The organism is Faecalicatena sp. (genome assembly GCF_058819085.1).
Genome location: NZ_JBZUUL010000020.1, coordinates 25,932 through 44,568, shown reverse-complemented (window position 1 = coordinate 44,568; position 18,637 = coordinate 25,932). Strand labels below are relative to the sequence as shown.

General features: G+C 44.0%; 16 protein-coding genes and 1 riboswitch. Of the genes, 15 read left to right on the top strand and 1 reads right to left on the bottom strand.

The annotated features are described in order from the left end of the window. The first annotated feature begins 17 nt into the window (after positions 1-17). The 10 genes from AC4OGX_RS10175 (at position 18) to AC4OGX_RS10130 (ending at position 10,929) form a co-directional block, all read left to right on the top strand. Positions 18-161, top strand: a complete 144-nt coding sequence (locus tag AC4OGX_RS10175) for a hypothetical protein (RefSeq protein ID WP_493330266.1) — start codon at positions 18-20, stop codon at positions 159-161. 402 nt (positions 162-563) lie between these two features. Then, positions 564-2,270: a sensor histidine kinase gene (locus tag AC4OGX_RS10170; protein ID WP_493330265.1), complete on the top strand. Its 1,707-nt coding sequence runs from the start codon at positions 564-566 to the stop codon at positions 2,268-2,270. A gap of 12 nt (positions 2,271-2,282) precedes the next feature. Then, entirely contained in the window at positions 2,283-3,785 is a 1,503-nt protein-coding gene (locus AC4OGX_RS10165) for a response regulator transcription factor (RefSeq protein ID WP_493330264.1), read from the top strand. 157 nt (positions 3,786-3,942) lie between these two features. Continuing rightward, positions 3,943-5,196 (top strand): ABC transporter substrate-binding protein, encoded by a 1,254-nt coding sequence (locus AC4OGX_RS10160; protein WP_493330263.1) that lies wholly within the window; start codon positions 3,943-3,945, stop codon positions 5,194-5,196. 88 nt (positions 5,197-5,284) lie between these two features. Next, a complete protein-coding gene (locus AC4OGX_RS10155; RefSeq protein ID WP_493330261.1) occupies positions 5,285-6,190 on the top strand; it encodes a carbohydrate ABC transporter permease in 906 nt (301 codons plus the stop codon). An 18-nt stretch (positions 6,191-6,208) separates the two neighbouring features. Further along, on the top strand, positions 6,209-7,090 hold the full coding sequence (locus AC4OGX_RS10150; protein WP_493330259.1) for a carbohydrate ABC transporter permease: 882 nt from the start codon (positions 6,209-6,211) through the stop codon (positions 7,088-7,090). Positions 7,091-7,168: 78 nt separating this feature from the next. Then, a complete protein-coding gene (locus AC4OGX_RS10145; RefSeq protein ID WP_493330258.1) occupies positions 7,169-8,554 on the top strand; it encodes a glycoside hydrolase family 30 protein in 1,386 nt (461 codons plus the stop codon). 97 nt (positions 8,555-8,651) lie between these two features. After that, positions 8,652-8,776: riboswitch (FMN riboswitch) on the top strand. Positions 8,777-8,967: 191 nt separating this feature from the next. Beyond that, positions 8,968-9,594 carry an ECF transporter S component gene (locus tag AC4OGX_RS10140; RefSeq protein ID WP_493330257.1) on the top strand — a complete coding sequence of 209 codons (627 nt, stop codon included), beginning with the start codon at positions 8,968-8,970 and terminating at the stop codon, positions 9,592-9,594. 244 nt (positions 9,595-9,838) lie between these two features. Beyond that, entirely contained in the window at positions 9,839-10,291 is a 453-nt protein-coding gene (locus AC4OGX_RS10135; protein WP_493330256.1) for a LytTR family DNA-binding domain-containing protein, read from the top strand. Then, positions 10,288-10,929: a DUF4318 domain-containing protein gene (locus AC4OGX_RS10130; RefSeq protein WP_493330254.1), complete on the top strand. Its 642-nt coding sequence runs from the start codon at positions 10,288-10,290 to the stop codon at positions 10,927-10,929. The genes AC4OGX_RS10135 and AC4OGX_RS10130 overlap by 4 nt, the downstream gene beginning before the upstream one ends. 19 nt (positions 10,930-10,948) lie before the next feature. Here the strand turns inward: AC4OGX_RS10130 and AC4OGX_RS10125 are convergent, their stop codons facing one another. Further along, positions 10,949-12,298, bottom strand: a complete 1,350-nt coding sequence (locus AC4OGX_RS10125) for an MATE family efflux transporter (RefSeq protein WP_493330252.1) — start codon at positions 12,296-12,298, stop codon at positions 10,949-10,951. A gap of 288 nt (positions 12,299-12,586) precedes the next feature. On the opposite strand from AC4OGX_RS10125, the gene AC4OGX_RS10120 reads away from it, so the two are divergent. From AC4OGX_RS10120 to AC4OGX_RS10100, 5 genes are all read left to right on the top strand, one after another. Further along, positions 12,587-13,063 (top strand): pyridoxamine 5'-phosphate oxidase family protein, encoded by a 477-nt coding sequence (locus AC4OGX_RS10120; protein WP_493330250.1) that lies wholly within the window; start codon positions 12,587-12,589, stop codon positions 13,061-13,063. A 196-nt stretch (positions 13,064-13,259) separates the two neighbouring features. Next, positions 13,260-13,682, top strand: a complete 423-nt coding sequence (locus tag AC4OGX_RS10115) for a bacteriohemerythrin (RefSeq protein ID WP_493330248.1) — start codon at positions 13,260-13,262, stop codon at positions 13,680-13,682. A 305-nt stretch (positions 13,683-13,987) separates the two neighbouring features. Next, complete coding sequence (locus AC4OGX_RS10110; RefSeq protein WP_493330246.1) at positions 13,988-14,770, top strand: ABC transporter ATP-binding protein; 783 nt, start codon at positions 13,988-13,990, stop codon at positions 14,768-14,770. A 13-nt stretch (positions 14,771-14,783) separates the two neighbouring features. Then, positions 14,784-17,423, top strand: coding sequence for an extracellular solute-binding protein (locus AC4OGX_RS10105; protein ID WP_493330244.1), 2,640 nt, complete (start codon positions 14,784-14,786; stop codon positions 17,421-17,423). Positions 17,424-17,467: 44 nt separating this feature from the next. Further along, on the top strand, positions 17,468-18,562 hold the full coding sequence (locus AC4OGX_RS10100) for a 2-aminoethylphosphonate--pyruvate transaminase (RefSeq protein ID WP_493330243.1): 1,095 nt from the start codon (positions 17,468-17,470) through the stop codon (positions 18,560-18,562). Positions 18,563-18,637: the final 75 nt, after the last annotated feature.

The following is an 18,637-nucleotide window of genomic DNA, read 5'->3' as shown; positions in this document are numbered from 1 at the left end:
ATGGGGATTTGATTATCATGAGCACGGAAAACTATGAAAATACCATTCCAAAAATGAAGATACTTCATGATCTTGAGATATCTGAAAAGCAAATTGATGAGGGAGAAGTAAAAGATGCCAGAGGTGCTCTGGAGTCTATGAGGGCAAAATACAACTTATAAACTTATAATAACAAAAGATCAAGCCATTTGTTCCTATCGGAACAGGTGGCTTGATCTTTTGTGGCTTAAAGTACATAACCATTTTAACTTTTGATCCGAGTCTGTATACGCCGATATAAGAGAAGAAATTCGGCAGCTAGTGACCGCAGACGAGAACGAAGCGGCAGCACAGATTATAAAAAGTGTAGATGGCAGAGAAAAAGATTCTCTTACATCTGCACTTTTTAAATGGAATTTATTAATGCTAAAAATTTGATGTTAGTGAATTTTTTTGTTAGTATATTGGTAAAAGGATTTCCGGCTGGCATCTGTTTTTGGTATACGGGAAACGGAGTCTGAAGCAGTATCAAAAGTGGAGGTACCGGAGGAGCTGTAAGTTTTAACTTATACCAGGAGGCGCAGATGATGAAGCAGAAGAATAAATTTTCGCAGTACAGTATTGGAATCAGGATGGCAGCCTGTTTCATCGGACTGGTTATTCTGCCCTTTATCCTGCTGGCATTTGTTATGTTTTACAGTTTTCAGAGCTATACGGTAGACAACATGGGAGAGACGACGCTGGACACCATGTCTGCCATTAAGTCAGAATGCGATGTTCTCCTGGAACAGTATGAGAGCATGACGATGACACTTTATTATGGCGGATATGTGGATCTGCTGTCAGAGGGTACCTATTCCACTGCGATATCCGGTGTACTTGATGGAATCTGTTTTCCGGATACGCATATCCATGCAGCGTACCTAAAGTCAGGGAATCAGGTATATCACAGCGGCGCGATTTATGAAGAACTCTTTGATATAATGGAACCATTTGAGGAGGATATCTTTGAAGCCGGTGGAAAATGCATCTGGTATTCAGTGGACGGAATCCGCGGAAGTGCGGATGAGAAGCATTATGTTCTGGCCAGGAGACTGAATAATAAGGCATTTGAATCAGTAGGTATCCTGTATCTGGTATTAGATGAACATTTTATCTCAAAAATCTACTCCCAGCTTACCAGTGGTTTTACAGAAAAGTATTTGATAGATGTTGATGGAAATATTCTGTATTCAGCCGGAGAGCGGAGAAAAGATAAAATCGATATCTCAGGTATTCCAAAGTCCAAGAGATCCGGATTTCAGGACATAACGACAGACAGCGGCAGTTCTGTTTATGTTTATAGCAAGCTTAGAAGTGCAGACTGGTACTGTATCAGTATGATCCCGGATACTGAAATCATCCGGGATATTATCAGGATAGAGATGCCTTTTATCTTAATTTCCATAATATATCTGCTATTTCTTGTCATTATGCTGTATACGATGAGGAAGAATGTCTTTCGTCCCCTCAGAATGTTGAAGCGGGCGATGGATGATTATGCAAACGGCGGCCTGGAGCCGATGAGACTTGAACCGATGGGAAGCGGAGAGTTCAGAAGTCTGGCAGAGCATTTTTCGGAGATGACTGACAGGATCTTTCATTTTACGACAAAGTATCGGGAAGAAGTGGACGAAAAAAACCGACAGCGTATGAAGGCACTTACGGCCCAGCTTACTCCCCATTTCATCTATAATGCATTAAATACAATTAAATGGATAGCGGTATTGAATAAACAGGAAAATATCCAACATTTGATTGAGTCATTGATCTATATCTTCAGGAATGCGGCGAGGGTAGACGATGAGTCATATACAGTGCAGGATGAACTTAAATTGATTGAGAACTATGCGGTGATCCAGAAGGCTAGATTTATGAATTTTGAACTTATGATCGAGGCAGATGAGATATGCATGGGATACCGCATTCGAAAGTTCCTTCTGCAGCCTGTCGTAGAGAATGCCATTGTGCACGGTCTGGGCAGAGGCCAGCAGAAAGATGGGAAGATCTGTCTCAGAATCTGGAAGGAAGAGAACGGCCTCTATATTACAGTGAAAGATAACGGTGTCGGTTTTGATGTGGAAAAGTGGAGACATCAACCCGATATCAGAGACGACCACACGAATATCGGACTGCATAATGTAGAGGAAATCATACGATTGGAATACGGGGAATCATATTCCATTGAAATACAAAGTGAATTGGGCAGTGGAACGGTGATAACATACCACCTGCCGTTAATCTCAGGATAAGGTGATGATAACATGATTCGAACGATTATAGTGGATGACGAGATTCTTTCAAGAATTGGAATCCGTTCCTTTATTGATGACAAAGAGGATATAAAGGTAACCGGAGTTTTCGGCGGGGCGGCGGAGGCACTGGAATTTCTGCGTGAAAATGTTACAGATGTGGTGATTACAGACATCGAGATGGCTGATATGAGCGGACTGGATCTGATTTCTGCCATACGTACAGAAAATCTGGCACCCGGGATTATTATTCTAAGCTGCCACGATAGTTTCGCCTATGCCCAGGAGGCAATCTCGAAAGGCACTAACAGTTATCTGCTGAAGATGGATATAACAGAAGATATTCTGGTAAAAGAAATCAAAAAAGTATATTCTCAGATAGCAGCTGACTATAAACCGGGAAGAAAACCTGACAATCATCGTGAAGGCAGCTTGGAAACAGGAACTTATGTAATCGCAATTCCACGGGTAAAGACAGCAGTCCGTGAGGAAGGCATGGGGAGCCTGGATAATTCCATGCTGGTTAGTATGTTGGAAGAAGTTGTCTGCCGCTATCAGATGGGGACACTGTTTTCGCCTTACAACAGGGAAATGTTTATTATGTTCCTCTTTGACAGAAAGCTTTTGCCAGATGAGATTTGCAGCGAACTTTCCAAAAATCTTTCTGTAATCGGGGCCAATGTAAAGCAGTATATCAACGGGGAGATTATTTTCGGAGTCAGTTCTCCCTTTACTGACCAGAGAGAAGCCAGGGAGCATTATGATGAGGCAGTTTCTGCTGCAGATTTGGATTTCTATGATTTGAACAAGGATGTTTATATGTGGGAATCCAATCAGGTGGTTTTGCCTGCCATCACCTTTACCGCCGAACAGTTCACTGCGGCAGAAGGAATCGACAGGTTTTCCGTAGAGCTGCATGAATTCTGTGAAAGAGCGCGGCGTGAAAAAGCAGATGTAAATGGGTTAAAAAACCGGTTGATCCAGGGAATCAATGAAATGACATACCAGCTTTTTCACGAGAATTGCCTGAGTGAAGAATTTTCGGGGCGTTGGAATATCAGCTCCCGAACCATCGCTCTTGTGACAGAAGCCAGGAGCCTTATGCGCATGGAGGAGAGGCTTGTTGAGCTTTACAGAGAATTTCATGATGATATGATATCCGAGCTGAGTTCAGACGATTTATCTGAAATCTTTCGGTATATTGAACAGAATCTGGATCAGAAAATATCCCTCACAAGGCTTGCTGAGACCGGATGTATGAGTATACCGTCACTGTCAAAAAAGTTTAAGGAGCGGACAGGCCTTACTGTGACTCAGTATATGAACCGTGAGCGGATCCGGCGGGCGCAGATACTGTTAAAGAATCCGGCAAATTCTCTCTGGCAGATTGCAGAGGTCACAGGTTTTGCAAATGTGAATTATCTGATCCGTGTTTTCAAAAAAGTCACCGGGACTACCATCGGGGAGTATCGGAAACAACTGGGTATCAAAGTATCAGATGAAGAGGAAGATTGATCAGATTTTGAATTCTTTATAAAATAGTGAATATCCGGAGTTAATCCGGATATTTTTTTGAAGTTTTTCAAGAAGTCTGTTTCTTGCCGGACACCTTGAAAATTCCGTATAATAATCTCAGAAAATAAAACAAGCGGTTACAGAAAGGAAGGTAAAGATGAAGAAGAGAGTATTGGCAGTTCTGCTCTGCACAGTAATGATGACAAGTCTTCTTACAGGGTGCAAAGGCTCGTCAGGCGATGAGGGGACGTCTGACGGAACATCAGGGAGTATTACAATCTGGGAACATGAGTATACTTACGAGGACAGCCTGGCAGCGGTAATAGAAGCGTTTAATGAGAAATATCCGGATATTGAAGTCAATTATGAAATCAGAGCGGATGGTGATTATTACAGTATTCTTTCAACAGCAATTCAGTCCGGTGATGGTCCGGATTTATTCTGGACGAATGGAACGGCAACGATCAACATGCCGGATTATGTTGAAAATGGTGCATTAGCAGATTTAACGGAACAGGTAGATTTCAGCTTCTTTGATGACAGTGCGATGGCGCTTTCACAAGTAGACGGAAAGTACTACTCTGTACCTTGGATGACGCTGGATACAAGAACAGTTTTCTACAATAAGGATATGTTTGAGGAACACGGCTGGAAGATTCCAAAAACATTTTCTGATTTTGAAAAACTTTTAGCTGAAATTAAGGATGAGGGAATTACACCGATTTCTATGGCTTTGGAATCATGGTCACTATTATTTGGATTTGAGCCTCTTTTGGCAGGCTATGCTCCGGAATATAGTGCTGCTCTTTCGGATTATAAAGATATTACAGCAACCGACCAGCCAGTCCGCGACTGTATGCAGCTGATGGTTGATTGGGCGGACGCAGGTTATTTTGGGGATAATTGGCAGGGGGTGATTGATAATGCATCGCAGCTCCTGGCTTTTACATCTGGTAATGCGGCGATGAATATTGCAGGCTCCTGGGATGCGGCTACAATCAGCAGCAATAATCCGGATTTGAACTACGGTGCTTTTGCTATTCCAACAGAAGAAGGTACATGCAGTCTTGTAGGATCTGCAGCAAATGGATTTTCTGTAAACTCAGCATCTTCTAATCTTGAGGCTGCTGTGACTTTCGCAGACTTCTGTGCAACAGAAGAAGCACAGACAATTTGGGTACAGTCTCAGGGCGCGGTTCCGGCAACGGATAAAATTAAGGCATCTACCGAAATTGCCCAGGAGATTTCTGAGAGTGGTCAGGGAAATATATACAGAAGCTGGCAGAATGTACTTAGTTCTTACTCACCTACGGGCGATGCATCCACAATATGGGGCAACGACTTTACCAAAATATTTACCGGTGAAATGACAGTAGATGAGTTGTGTGATGAAATACAGAAAAACATGTAGTTAATTCGTGCCAGTTATACTAGCAAACATTTAGGAAGTGCCGGCCTGGAAATGGCCGGCATTCTTTTCAGAGAGTGAGGAAACAATTTTGAGGAAAAGAAGAAAAAATAGAAATCATTTATTCTTTATCGTCCCGGGATTTATTTTTTATACTATATTTGTTGTACTGCCGATTCTGTGTGTGCTCGTTCTGGGATTCACGAACTGGTCCGGACTGGGGGACATCAAGTTTATCGGAATTGACAACTTTATTACCATATTTACAGATGAGAGATTTGCCCCGACATTTTTTAATGCGCTTAAGAATAACTTGAAGTATCTTGTCTGTGTATGGGTGATTATTACGCCGATTCAATATCTGATTGCTTATGTGCTGTATATCAAAATTCCGGCGTACAAGTATATCAAGTTTATGGTATTCCTGCCATACGTCATTAGTACAACAATCGTCGGATTCTTTGCAACATTAATTTTCAACCCCAATATTGGCTTTCTCAATGAATTCCTGGAGAAGATCGGTTTGGAGACAGGAGCATGGTTCGGGGATCCGGGATGGGCGTTTAAACTTCTGATTCTTTTCGTTATCTGGCAGGGGGCCGGTTCGGGTATTATGATTTTTTACTCGAATTTCATGGATATTTCACAGGATGTCATGGAGGCATGCCGTGTAGACGGCTGTACAGAATGGCAGAGATTCTGGCATATCCTTCTCCCGCTTTCACTGCCGTCCTGTGCTTCGATCATCACTATGAGTACCATTTGGGCTCTGGCTATATTTGATCTGCCATATATCCTGGGAGGGGCAAACGGAGGCGTAAACGGATCGCTTGACTTTGCGAACACGGTATTCTACCGCTTTACTTTCGGAAGCGGACTGAATGGAAGGCAGGACTACGGCTTTGGTGCCGCAATTTGTCTTGTTATGTTCGTTATTATGATGTTTGTGACATTTATCCAGAGCAAAGTACTCGCAAAATTTGAATATGACAATTAGTCAGGGAGGTGTACAAAAATGACGAAAAAAGCAAAAGCTAATGATTTTTCCGTCCAGTCAGGGCACGGAGTGATGTCAGGAAAGGCGAAAGCAGTTCGGTGGCTGATTTCTATTGTTTTGATCATCTTTACATGTTTTACTATTTTTGTGGTGGGGGCTACTCTTCTGAACGCACTTAAGACAAAAAGCGACCTGGTAACAAACTTTGTAGGGTTTCCAAAATCTATTACATTGTCCAATTTTGCAGCGATACTGTTGGAAGGTGATTTTTTTCTGTATTTTAGAAACTCATTCATTCTTACGGTGTTAGGGACAGCGGGATGTATTATTCTCTCTGCAATGGCTGCATATGGAATTGCAAGATATGAGTTCAGGGGCAGATCAATCCTGTCACGCTACTTTTTGGTTGGGATGATGGTTCCTATCCAGGTCAGCGTCCTTCCGCTGTTTCTGATTCTGAGAAATTTAGGTCTGCTGAATCACCTTATGGGATTAGTGCTGGTATATATATCGCAGATATCCATGTCCTGTTTGATCTTCCAGAAGTTCTTCCGGACGATTCCGAAAGCACTTGAAGAATCCGCCAGACTGGATGGATGTCATGATCTTAAGATTTTCTTCCGGATCGTGATGCCAATTTGCAAACCTGTTATCTTTACAATGTCTCTAATCACTGCGATCGGATATTGGAATGATTTTTACATGCCGATGATCATTCTTGGAAACAAGAACGTAAAGACTTTGACGTTGGCAATTTATCAATATATCGGACAGTTTACGAAATACATGAGTGAATCTATGGCTGCTGTTATCATAACTCTGATCCCAATCGTTATTATTTACTTCCTGTTCTCTTCTCAGATTGTGGAAGGCCTTACAGGAGGAGCTGTGAAGGGGTGATGCAGAGAACATTTTACAATATATGGGATAACAGTCCGGCTTGCCGGGAGGTCTATATTTTAGGAGGAGATGCTGTATATGAAATTGAATATGGTGATAACGAAAGATACTTCCGGGGCTGAACGGCAGTACCAGTATCAGAACATTGAGTTTTCCTCTGATGCGGGGGAAGAAAATTCTGTTGTTAACCTGTATCCGGAGCTTCTCTATGAAGAATTCGAAGGATTTGGCGGAGCGATAACTGATTCAGCGGCTTATGTATATTCTCTGATGCATCCGGCACAGAAGAAAAAAATGCTTGAAACGTATTTCAGTCCTGGGCAGATGAATTATAGGATGATCCGCATCCATATGGACAGCTGTGATTTCTCTACAGAAATGTATGAAGCTATGTCCGATGAGAACGACATAGAATTAGAAAGTTTCGATTTCTCGCGGACAGAAAAATATATCATACCTATGCTCAAGGACGCGGAGGAAGCGGCAGGACAAAAGCTGGAGATTATGCTTTCACCCTGGTCTCCACCGTCATTTATGAAGAGTAATGGCTTACGGAAAAACGGCGGCTCTTTAAAGCCGGAATATTATATTATGTGGGCGGAATATTTATGCAGATATATTGAAGAGTTCCAGAAGCGTGGTTTTATGGTAAAACGGATCAGTCTGCAGAATGAGCCGAAAGCTGTGCAGACATGGGATTCGTGCGTCTATACAGCGCAGGAGGAGAAGAATTTCCTTATGGAGGCACTGTATCCTGCACTGGTGCGTCACAATATGAAAGAAATCGAAGTTTTTATCTGGGATCATAATAAAGAAAGAATTTATGAGAGGGTAAGGGAGATTTACAATGATTCGACGAAAGGGATGATAGCCGGAGCTGCCTGCCATTGGTATAGCGGTGATCATTTCGAATGTTTGTCACTTGTAAGGCGGAAGTACCCGGACCTCAAGCTAATCGTATCAGAGAGTTGTATTGAATTCAGCAAGTTCGATTCCGATGATTCGCAGGCAAATGCTATGAGACTTTCCCACGAGATTATAGGAGATTTGAATCACGGTGTTTCCGCATTCTATGACTGGAATATTCTGCTGGATGAGCAGGGCGGTCCAAACCACGTGGGAAATTACTGTCTGGCCCCGTTTTTGTATGACACGAAGAATCATCTGCTCATGCCACAGTTCATTCAGAAACACTTTTATCATTTTTCACACTATATCCAGCGAGGCGCGAGGCGCATTGGTGTCAGCAGATATACCGATGCATTGGATATAACGGCATACAGGAATCCAGAGGGCATGGTAATTGTGATATTGCTTAACAGGAAGGAAGAATGCCTGCCTGTTAATCTACGGATGAACGGGATGCTTGTTAATATTGAAATTCCGGGTAAATCCATCTGTACCGGGATGATTGACGAGATAGAAAATATAAGCTATATTAAGCCTCAGGACTATGAAAATTGAGAAATTATCTGCCATGATTACAGGCAATGGTGATTATCACCAAAAAAACAACTTGCATAACGTTCAATAATGAGTTATACTTACCTACAGAATAGAGAAAATTCTTCGGGGTCGGGTGCAATTCCCAACCGGCGGTATAGTCCGCGACCCGCTGTTTATGACAGTGGCTGAACTGGTGCAATTCCAGTACCGACAGTAAAGTCTGGATGAGAGAAGAAATTTATGCCATGATATAAGCGTATTTTCAAGCCCCGGGTTTATATATCCGGGGCTTTTTCTTTTTGGATCTTAGTGAAATTAAGACTCCAGAAGCGAAGTTGAGCAGAAGATATTACATACGCAGGCAGCATGATTTCCAGAAGATTTTCTTTCTTTTCAATTCAAATCATTTTAATTAAAGGAGAGAAACAATTATGAGCACAGAGACAAATGTAGTATCAAGAACACAAGGCAGAATGGGAATCCGTACGATCGCACAGGTGAGTATGCTGTCTGCGATCGCCACCGTATTAATGCTATTTGAAATACCGCTTCCCTTCGCACCGGCTTTTTATGAGATTGATTTCAGTGAGGTACCGGTACTGGTCGGATGTTTTGTGATGGGGCCTCTTGCCGGAGCTGTCATCGAGCTGATAAAGATCCTTCTGAATCTGGTAATCAATGGGACAATGACTGCAGGTGTAGGTGAAGCCGCAAACTTTCTGATCGGATGTGCTTTATGTGTTCCCGCAGGACTCATTTATAAGAGAAACCGAACAAGAAAAACGGCAATTATCGGAATGCTTACAGGGACTGTATTCATGACAGCTGTGGGCTGTCTGCTGAATGCCTATATTCTTCTGCCGACCTATGCAAAAGCATTTGGAATGCCTCTGGACTCACTGGTAGAGATGGGAACGGCAGTGAACTCACACATTACAAGTCTTTCCACATTTGTATTCTTTGCAGTGGGACCGTTTAACCTGTTGAAAGGGGTTTTAGTATCCTTGATCGTATTCTTGATTTATAAAAAAATCAGTCCAATCTTCAGAATGAGATAAGGCTGTTTTATAATCGCATCAAAAAGAAAAGAGCATTTCCTGACAGCGTTCATTTAAAAGGGCGGTCTGCCGGGAGGTGCTCTTTTTTCTATTATTTGCAGGCTGGTTGATAGCTTTTTCGTCCTCTTACCCTTTCCTAACAGCCACTGGGCGGATATGAGTAGACATTTATTTTTATTTTGGATAAGATAAAGAAAAAGAAAGAAGAAGTGATCCATAGGAAATGCAGTAGGAGGAATATGACATGCGGGTGGAGATAGAAAAAATAGAAAAGGAACGGCCGGAATCGGTAAAGCTGATGGTACACGAAGAGACGGAAAGTATAAAGCAGCTTGCAGAATTTATCGAGCAGGAGAATTTCAGACATATGCTTCTGACCTGCAGCAAGGAGGATAAGATCTGCCAGGTAAAATGCAGAGACATTTACTATATTGAATCTTTGATGGAGATACAGTATATCCACACCAGGGAAGAGATTTACAACACCAGGCGCCGTCTTTATGAACTGGAAGGGCTTCTTCCGCCAGAATTTGTGCGGGCATCCAAATCGGTTCTTTTGAATATGACAAAGGTGGAGTTTTATAAACCAGTATCCGGCGGGATCATGATGGCAGAGTTTGAGAATGGTGACAGCACTTATATTTCCAGAAAGTATTTAAAAGGCCTGCGGGCAAAAATCAAGGAGGGATTGTTATGAGGACAAAACAGACATTGGATGAGAAAAAGGAAAAGCTGCTTTATGGATGTTTATTTGGATTTATTTTATTTGCAAGCTCTGCGATCTATATAAGCATATTTGCAGACAAAAAAGAGGCTGGAGTCTTTTTGCCTTATATCCCAGTGGCACTGGTGGGATATCTTTTGGCCGGAAATCTTTTGGTCTGGCTGTATACAAGACGAGGCAAGGGATCGGCAGGAGTTTGGTTCAAGGGAAGTGCTGCCATTTATACGATCGGGATCATAGCAAGTGCGGTGGCGATCGCAGGATCTGTACTGCCCCAAGTCATACGGTATATGCTCCTGGTCAATTTGGTGATCATAATCCTATGCTGGCTCTTAGACTACTGTTTCTTAGTAAAGGTGGCAAAGGAGCTGAATCGGGGAAAGAACTGCCGGAGTCTGGTCGTAGATATACAGGAATGCCCGAGAAGTGTGGATGCATTCTGTAGAGAAATCGAGGATTACTGCCGGAAAAACGGAAGAAGGCTGGAATTTTTGAAGAGAGGGAAGGTGGCAGAGATCCGGATGGACGGGGAGCGATATTCTGTGGAGGTGGATTCCTTCTACTCCATGTTCGGGCCGATGTATGCATTAAAATTCAGGCAGATGCACTAAAGCATCTGCCTGATCCTATTTAGATTTTTACCTTTTTCATTTTGTACAGATAATAGAAGATAAATAAAACAGCCGTTGAGATCCAGGTGATCGGATAACTAAAGATAATGACCGGGATGGTCGGCTTGAGCTTTAGCGCTCCGATGATCCATACTACCCTCAGCAGGCAGACACCGCACATGGTAATGATCATAGGAATGACCACGTCACCGATTCCCCGAAGAGAGCCGGACAGGATCTCGATGAACGGAAATACGATATACCAGGGCGTGATGAGTATGAGCATTTCGGAACCAATGCGTATGACTTCTGTATCGGTGGTAAATAGTCTGAACAACAGCACACGGGCAAAAATCAGGAAAATAACCAGGATTCCTGACACGATGAAGTCGATCCCAAGACAGACGTGAGTGCTTTTCTTTACCCGGTCAAGCTTTCTTGCTCCGTAATTCTGTCCCACAAAGGTAGTAATGGAGATCCCAAAGGCACTGCTGACCATCCAGAATACAGCATCCAGCTTTCCATATACCGACCAGGCGGCGGCCGTATCGGTGCCGAACCCATTCAGGGCGGCTTGTATGATCACGTTTGTGATGTTGTACATGACCGATTGGAAACCGGCAGGCACTCCGATCCGCAGCTGGGATTTAAGGACTGATCTGTGCAGACGTATCTGTCGGATAAAAAGCTTTAGGATCCCCTCGGAGCTCATCAGCTTACGTGTCACTAATGCGGCGCTGAAAGCCTGGGACAGCAGGGTGGCAAGTGCGACCCCAAGAACTCCCATATGGAAGACCACAACAAAGACCGTATCCAGGATGATATTCATAAAACAGCAGAATATCAGGTAATAAAGAGGATGCTTAGAATCCCCGACGGCCCTTAAGATACTGGATCCTATATTATAGATGAAGACAAATAGGATGCCGGCAAAATAAATCCGAAGATATAAGGTGGAATCAGCCATGATCTCTTCGGGAGTGTGCATCCACCTAAGCATGGCCGGTGCGAGGATGATCCCGATGATGCTGATCACGATACTTCCGGCGATGGAAAATGCATAGGCGGTATGTAAGCTCTGCCGGACAGATCGTTCATCCTGGGCGCCGAAAAATTGGGCGATCACAACGGAGGCACCGGAGGACAGCCCAGTAAAGAAACCGACGATTAAGTTGATGATCTGCGTGGAGGAACCGCCCACACTGGCCAGGGCTTCCTTTCCCACGAAATGTCCAACAATGACGGTATCTATCGTATTGTATAACTGTTGAAAAAATGTTCCGAATACGATCGGAAAAAAGAAAAGAAGAAGCTGCCGCCAAATGACACCTTCTGTGATCTGATTCACATTTTGACTTGTCTGTTTCATCTCATAAACCCTCACTCAAACCATAAAATTTCTTTTGCAGACCTCTGCTAAGCAGAGAATTCATGTCAAGTCCCCAATCTTGACAACGCTACTATATCATGAAAAAACAGAACTGTCGATAGGTTAAAAGACGAAAGTAAATATATGTGTAATTGTTCGATCCTGATGCAAGTGGAAAGCAGCATCTAAGTAAACATTCTATAGAAAAGGAGTGGATAAAACTCCTCTTTGAAGAACCTTCCAGGTATGTTATGATAAGAACAGATAAAACAAAGGAGGTCTATAACAATGCCGCGAATGAGAAGAAGAGACCGCGAGATAGACACGAAAGAGGAACTGCTCGAGGTACTGGATACCTGCAAGGTGATGCATATGGCGATGTATGATGAGGATGGGATCTATATCCTTCCTATGAATTTCGGATATACATATGAGGATGGGCAGCTCATATTTTATCTCCATGCAGCCCTGGAGGGGAAGAAACTGGACTTGTTGAGAGAAAATCCAAAGGTTGGGTTTGAACTGGACTGCGGACATGAACTGATCGAGGGAAGAGTTGCCTGTCAGTATGGTTACCGGTATGCCAGTATCGTCGGAAAAGGGGTGGGTGAGATCATAGAAGATCCCCAGGAAAAGATAAAGGCATTGACTGTATTGATGAAATGTCAGACAGGAAAGGATTTCGAATTTAACGAGCGTCTTGTCAGTATCGTTTCGGTCATCAGGATCACTGCCCATGAGTTCAGTGGAAAACGCCGTGAGTAAGCCTGGCAGATGATGCCGCTATGCATCCCCCGGATGAGAGATTGCCCATACTGCATCTCGATCGAGGAAAGTGATGGAATAGGCTTGGCGTAGAAACAAAAATATGTAATACTATGGATAACAGCCCCGGCTGTTTGATCATATGGCAGTCCGGCTGGCGAAAGTTAGCAATGATAGAAGTATAGGAGGAATTAATATGAGAGCAGAATTCGATGAAAGTTTGGTAACTGGTAATGAGATGATTGATTCACAGCATCAAGAACTGATCGGGAAGATCAACAAACTGCTGGACAGCTGCGAGACAGGGAATGATAAGCTTGTGGCGATCAAGACCCTGGATTATCTGGCTGATTATACAGAATTCCATTTTTCAGAGGAAGAAAAGCTTCAGGCAGAGATCGAGTATCCGGGTATGGAGAAGCACAAAGAAGAGCATGAGAAGCTTAGAAGAGTCGTAAAAGAGCTTTACGAGATGCTTGAGGAAGAAGAAGGCCCGTCAGAAGCATTTGTTGAGCAGGTGAACAAAAATGTGATCCAATGGCTGTACAGCCATATCAAAGGCTTTGACCGCTCCGTGGCAGAGTACAAGAACATGAGAAACAGTAACGAAATGTTATAAATATCAGGAGGCTGCGGCAGCGGCTATGAAAATTGCAGGGAAGCAGATTCTTTGCGTTGATACAAAATCTGGTATGAGAGGGATACTTCGGTGAAGCGTAAAGGCAGAGTGCAGAACACTGGCCCAGGCTTTGCAAAAGTGCCTCCTTCATACCAGATTTTTTTCAGATTCTTTACATTCTTAACGATCGTTTAACGAAAGCTTGAACTTCTCTTGATTGTTTCCCACACGCTCTATTGCTATAATTTCACTGTTCCCAAGAGGATGCATGTTATAGATGCAGAAAAACGAAAGGAAGTTAACAGATGTTGAAATTAGAGCATATTAAAAAGTCATATGATAAGGCCACGATCTTAAATGATATCAACCTGGAGATCGATAAAGGAGAGATCGTTTCCATATTAGGACCATCGGGATGTGGAAAAACTACGCTTTTGAACCTGATCCTGGGGATAACTGATGCGGACAGCGGCAGGATTTTATTCCAGGGAGAAGATATCACCCATGTTCCCATGGAAAAGAGAGGGTTTAATATTGTGTTTCAGGATTATGCATTATTCCCAAATCTGAACGTATACCAGAATATTGTTTATGGATTAAAAAATAAACCCGGGATCACCACAGAAGAGGAGCTTTGGGAACTGATCAGGCTTTTGGGACTGGAAGAACATTTGGATAAGAAGATCGACCAGCTTTCCGGCGGACAGAAACAAAGAACAGCACTTGCAAGGACACTTGTTATGAAGCCAAAGATCCTGCTTTTAGACGAACCCCTAAGTGCCCTGGATGGAGTCATTAAGGAGTCGATCAAAGAAAAGATTAAAAAGATTGCACAGGAATACCACCTGACCACGATTATTGTGACGCATGACCCGGAGGAAGCACTGACATTGTCAGATCATGTCCTGATCATCGATCAGGGGCAGATTTCCCAGTATGGGAAACCGGATGAAATTGTACAGACCCCCGGGAATGGCTTCGTAAAAGAGTTTATCTTACGGCAGCTGGAGATTAAAAGGAAGAATATCTATTCTCTGTTCGCAGTTTCTGATGCGCCTTATCTGTCGTCAGAAAGTCTGGTCTCTTAGGGGGATGCAAAACATGAAATCAAAAAACAGGGAAATGAAATGCATCTTCGTGCTGATGTCCTGTATCTTTCTGGCGTTCCTGATCTTTCCCATGCTGCGGCTTTTTGTAAAGTCGTTCCTGGGGCAGGATGGACTGACTATGGAGTTTTACCTCTCCATCCTGACGGACAAGGGATTCCAAAGGGCATTTTTAAACAGCTTTCTGGTGGCTGGAACAAGTGCTGTCCTGACAACAGCAGTGGGATTTTTTATGGCCTATACCATCCATTACACAAATGTACATAGATGGATCAAATCTCTGATCCGGGGAACCGCATTTCTGCCGATGCTTCTGCCCACGCTGACCTATGGATTTGCCATCATTTATTCTTTTGGAAAGCAGGGGCTGATCACAAGGCTGGCGGGACGTCAGTTATTCGAGATCTATGGATTCAACGGGCTGCTTTTGGGATATGTGATTTATACTCTGCCTGTTTCATTCATGCTTTTGAATAATACGATGGGGTATCTGGATAAAAAGTTTACGGTGGTATCGCGGATCATGGGGGACGGAATGCTGTCCACATTCAGCATGACGGTTCTTCGTCCACTGGCGGGGACTCTGGCGGCATCCTTGATCCAGTCCTTTTTTCTTAGTTTCACGGACTTTGGGATTCCGGCCTCGGTTGGGGGAAAATTCGATGTGGCCGCCAGCGTGCTATACAGCCGGATGCTGGGAAGTGTCCCGGATTTTAACAGGGGCAGCGTGATCGCTGTCATGATGCTGATCCCGTCAGCAGTCAGTATCCTCATACTTCATGTATTGGAAAAGTACAACGTCAGATATCATAAGATATCTGCCATAGAGATCAAAAAAAGTATAGGAAGAGATCTGGTATTTGGCGGTATAAGCTTTCTGGTCTGTGCAGGGGTTCTGTCGGTCTTTGCCGTTATCTTCCTGATCCCGTTCGTCGGGGACTGGCCTTACAGCCTGAATTTTTCCATGGACCACATCAGGGCTGTGTTTCATGATGCAGGACTTTTAGGAGTCTATCAGAATTCACTGCTTGTAGCCGGCCTGACGGCACTTGGCGGTACGCTGGCAGCCTATGGGGCAGCGCTTATTACAGCCAGGAGTACGGTGAGTGAGCGGATCAAAAAAGCTGTGGAAGGGACCGCGCTTGTAACAAATACCATTCCGGGGATGGTGCTTGGCCTGGCATTTTTGTTTTGTTTCTCTGGAACAGAGCTGCAGAGCACGTTTACCATATTGATCGTGTGCAATATCGTCCACTTTTTTTCCACTCCGTATCTGATGATGAAGAGTTCCCTGGAAAAAATGAATGCCTCATGGGAAACTACGGCGATGCTGATGGGGGACAGCTGGGGGAAGACGATCCTAAGAGTAGTGACTCCAAACGCCATGTCTACTATACTGGAGGTGTTCAGCTACTATTTTGTGAATGCGATGGTCACAGTAAGTGCTGTTGTGTTCCTTGCCGGAGCCAGGACGATGGTAATGACTACGAAGATCAAGGAATTGCAGTATTATAACAAATTTCAAGAAGTATTTGTGTTGTCACTGTTGATATTATTTACCAACCTTGCTGCAAAGGCTGTTTTTCAGTTTTTGGCAGGCAGGAGATCTCGGACAAAGGAGAGAAAGAAAATGAAGAGTATGAAAAAGGCAGCAGCCGCAGGCCTGGCAGGAGTATTAGGCCTGGCAGTGATGTTTTCCACAGCAGGATGTGGAGGGAATACAGAATCAAAGGAACAGGTCGTGATCTATTCGAATGCAGATGATGAGGCAGTGGAGGCTATGAAGTCTGCCCTGGATGCCAATGGCTATGAGGGGCAGTATATCTTCCAGACCTTCGGTACGTCAGAGCTGGGCGGGAAGCTGCTGGCAGAAGGAGCAGATATCGAGGCAGATCTGGTGACCATGAGCACGTTTTATGTGGAGAGTGCGCAGGAAGTAAAGCATATGTTTAAAGATCTGGATTTTGAAAAAAATACACTGGAAGAATCACCGGCTTATTGTGCACCGATCACCTCCCAGGAGGGCACGATGATCGTAAATACAAATCTGGTAAAGGAGAAAAATTTAACACTGCCAGAGTCTATAAAGGACTTGGCAAAACCCGAATATCAGGATATGATAACGGTAACGGATATTGCATCTTCATCCACTGCATGGCTTTTGATCCAGGCACTTGTCTCGGAATACGGGGAGGACGGTGCCAGGGAAGTTTTGGCAGCAATTTATAAGAATGCCGGAGACCACATCGAAGAATCTGGTTCCGGTCCGCTGAAACTGGTGCGTGCGGGAGAGGCTGCGATCGGATTTGGCTTACGGCAGCAGGCGGCGGCTGATAAGGAGAAAGGGCTTCCGATCGACTTTATCGATCCGAAAGAGGGAAACTTCACACTGACAGAATCCCTGGCAGTCGTCGATAAAGGGGAGAAGAGCAATGAGAAAGCGATGGATATGGCAGAGTGCATCATCAAGAATGCCAGGGAAGACCTGCTTTCTGTGTATCCGATCCCGCTCTATGAAGGAGAGCACGTGGACAGCTCTAAAATGTCAGGCAGTCCAAAAGTATTTTCTGAGAAGCTGACAGTAGATTTACTGAAAAAGCATCAGGAACTGTCTGAGAGCTGCAAGCCGGAATAAAAAAAAGGCCGGCCAGAGTAAAGATTGAGAGGAGAATCTACAACATGAAGAATTACAAATTACTGACCCCGGGACCATTGACAACGACCGATACGGTAAAAAGAGAGATGCTGTTTGATCACTGTACATGGGATGATGATTACAAGGTGATCACCTTGGAGATCAGGAGGAAGCTTTTGGAGCTGGCACATGTTTCCGAGGAGGACTACACTGTCGTGCTGATGCAGGGCAGCGGAACTTTTGGCGTTGAATCTGTACTGACCAGCGTGATCGGCGATCAGGAGAAGCTTCTGATTATTGCAAACGGGGCTTATGGCGAGCGTATGGAGGACATCGCAAAGCATGCAGGGATTCCTTATATGATCCACCACGAGGTATATTATAAGGTGCCAGATGCACAACAGATCGCGGCAATCCTGGATGAAAACCCGGATATCACACATGTATCCATGGTACACAGCGAGACGACATCCGGGATTCTGAATGATATCGAGTCTGTATCGAAGGTGGTAAAGGAAAGAAACAGGACAATGATCGTGGATGCCATGAGCAGCTTCGGCGGAGTCGACATCCCTGTGGGAGAGTGGGGGATCGATTTTATCGTAAGCAGCGCAAACAAGTGTATCCAGGGAGTGCCGGGATTTTCATTTATCATTGCCAATAAAGAAAAGCTGATAGAGAGCAGGGGCAAGGCAAGGAGTCTTTCCCTGGATCTGTATGACCAGTGGGAGACGATGAATAAGGACGGAAAGTGGAGATTTACCTCCCCGACTCACGTAGTCCTTGCATTTGCGCAGGCGTTAAAAGAGATGGAGGAGGAAGGCGGCATTCCTGCAAGATATCAGAGATATGCAGAGAATAACAAGCTTCTGATAGAGAAGATGGCGGAATTAGGAATTCATCCGTATATTGATTCCAAGCATCAGGGGCCGATCATTACGACCTTCTTTTATCCTGAGAACCATAAGTTTACGTTCCAGGACATGTATACATATATCAAGGACCGCGGATACGCAATTTATCCGGGAAAAGTAACTGAGGCGGAGACTTTCCGTATCGGGAATATCGGAGAGATCTACCGGGAGGATATCTTAAAGCTGATCGAAATCCTGACGGAGTTTTTGGAAAAATACAATTAGCATGATATTTTAATGAGAGTGCATAGGATCTGTCTGCCGGGCAGACGGGATCGTGGTGAAATGAGTACAAGGAGA

Excerpts from the sequence above, each read along its gene's own strand:
- AC4OGX_RS10125 (WP_493330252.1), bottom strand. The coding sequence starts at position 12,298 with ATGAAACAGACAAGTCAAAATGTGAATCAGATCACAGAAGGTGTCATT.
- AC4OGX_RS10130 (WP_493330254.1), top strand. The coding sequence starts at position 10,288 with ATGAGGACAAAACAGACATTGGATGAGAAAAAGGAAAAGCTGCTTTAT.
- AC4OGX_RS10105 (WP_493330244.1), top strand. The coding sequence starts at position 14,784 with ATGAAATCAAAAAACAGGGAAATGAAATGCATCTTCGTGCTGATGTCC.
- AC4OGX_RS10110 (WP_493330246.1), top strand. The coding sequence starts at position 13,988 with ATGTTGAAATTAGAGCATATTAAAAAGTCATATGATAAGGCCACGATC.
- AC4OGX_RS10115 (WP_493330248.1), top strand. The coding sequence starts at position 13,260 with ATGAGAGCAGAATTCGATGAAAGTTTGGTAACTGGTAATGAGATGATT.
- AC4OGX_RS10160 (WP_493330263.1), top strand. The coding sequence starts at position 3,943 with ATGAAGAAGAGAGTATTGGCAGTTCTGCTCTGCACAGTAATGATGACA.
- AC4OGX_RS10100 (WP_493330243.1), top strand. The coding sequence starts at position 17,468 with ATGAAGAATTACAAATTACTGACCCCGGGACCATTGACAACGACCGAT.
- AC4OGX_RS10175 (WP_493330266.1), top strand. The coding sequence starts at position 18 with ATGAGCACGGAAAACTATGAAAATACCATTCCAAAAATGAAGATACTT.
- AC4OGX_RS10145 (WP_493330258.1), top strand. The coding sequence starts at position 7,169 with ATGAAATTGAATATGGTGATAACGAAAGATACTTCCGGGGCTGAACGG.
- AC4OGX_RS10120 (WP_493330250.1), top strand. The coding sequence starts at position 12,587 with ATGCCGCGAATGAGAAGAAGAGACCGCGAGATAGACACGAAAGAGGAA.
- AC4OGX_RS10135 (WP_493330256.1), top strand. The coding sequence starts at position 9,839 with ATGCGGGTGGAGATAGAAAAAATAGAAAAGGAACGGCCGGAATCGGTA.
- AC4OGX_RS10165 (WP_493330264.1), top strand. The coding sequence starts at position 2,283 with ATGATTCGAACGATTATAGTGGATGACGAGATTCTTTCAAGAATTGGA.
- AC4OGX_RS10150 (WP_493330259.1), top strand. The coding sequence starts at position 6,209 with ATGACGAAAAAAGCAAAAGCTAATGATTTTTCCGTCCAGTCAGGGCAC.
- AC4OGX_RS10170 (WP_493330265.1), top strand. The coding sequence starts at position 564 with ATGATGAAGCAGAAGAATAAATTTTCGCAGTACAGTATTGGAATCAGG.
- AC4OGX_RS10140 (WP_493330257.1), top strand. The coding sequence starts at position 8,968 with ATGAGCACAGAGACAAATGTAGTATCAAGAACACAAGGCAGAATGGGA.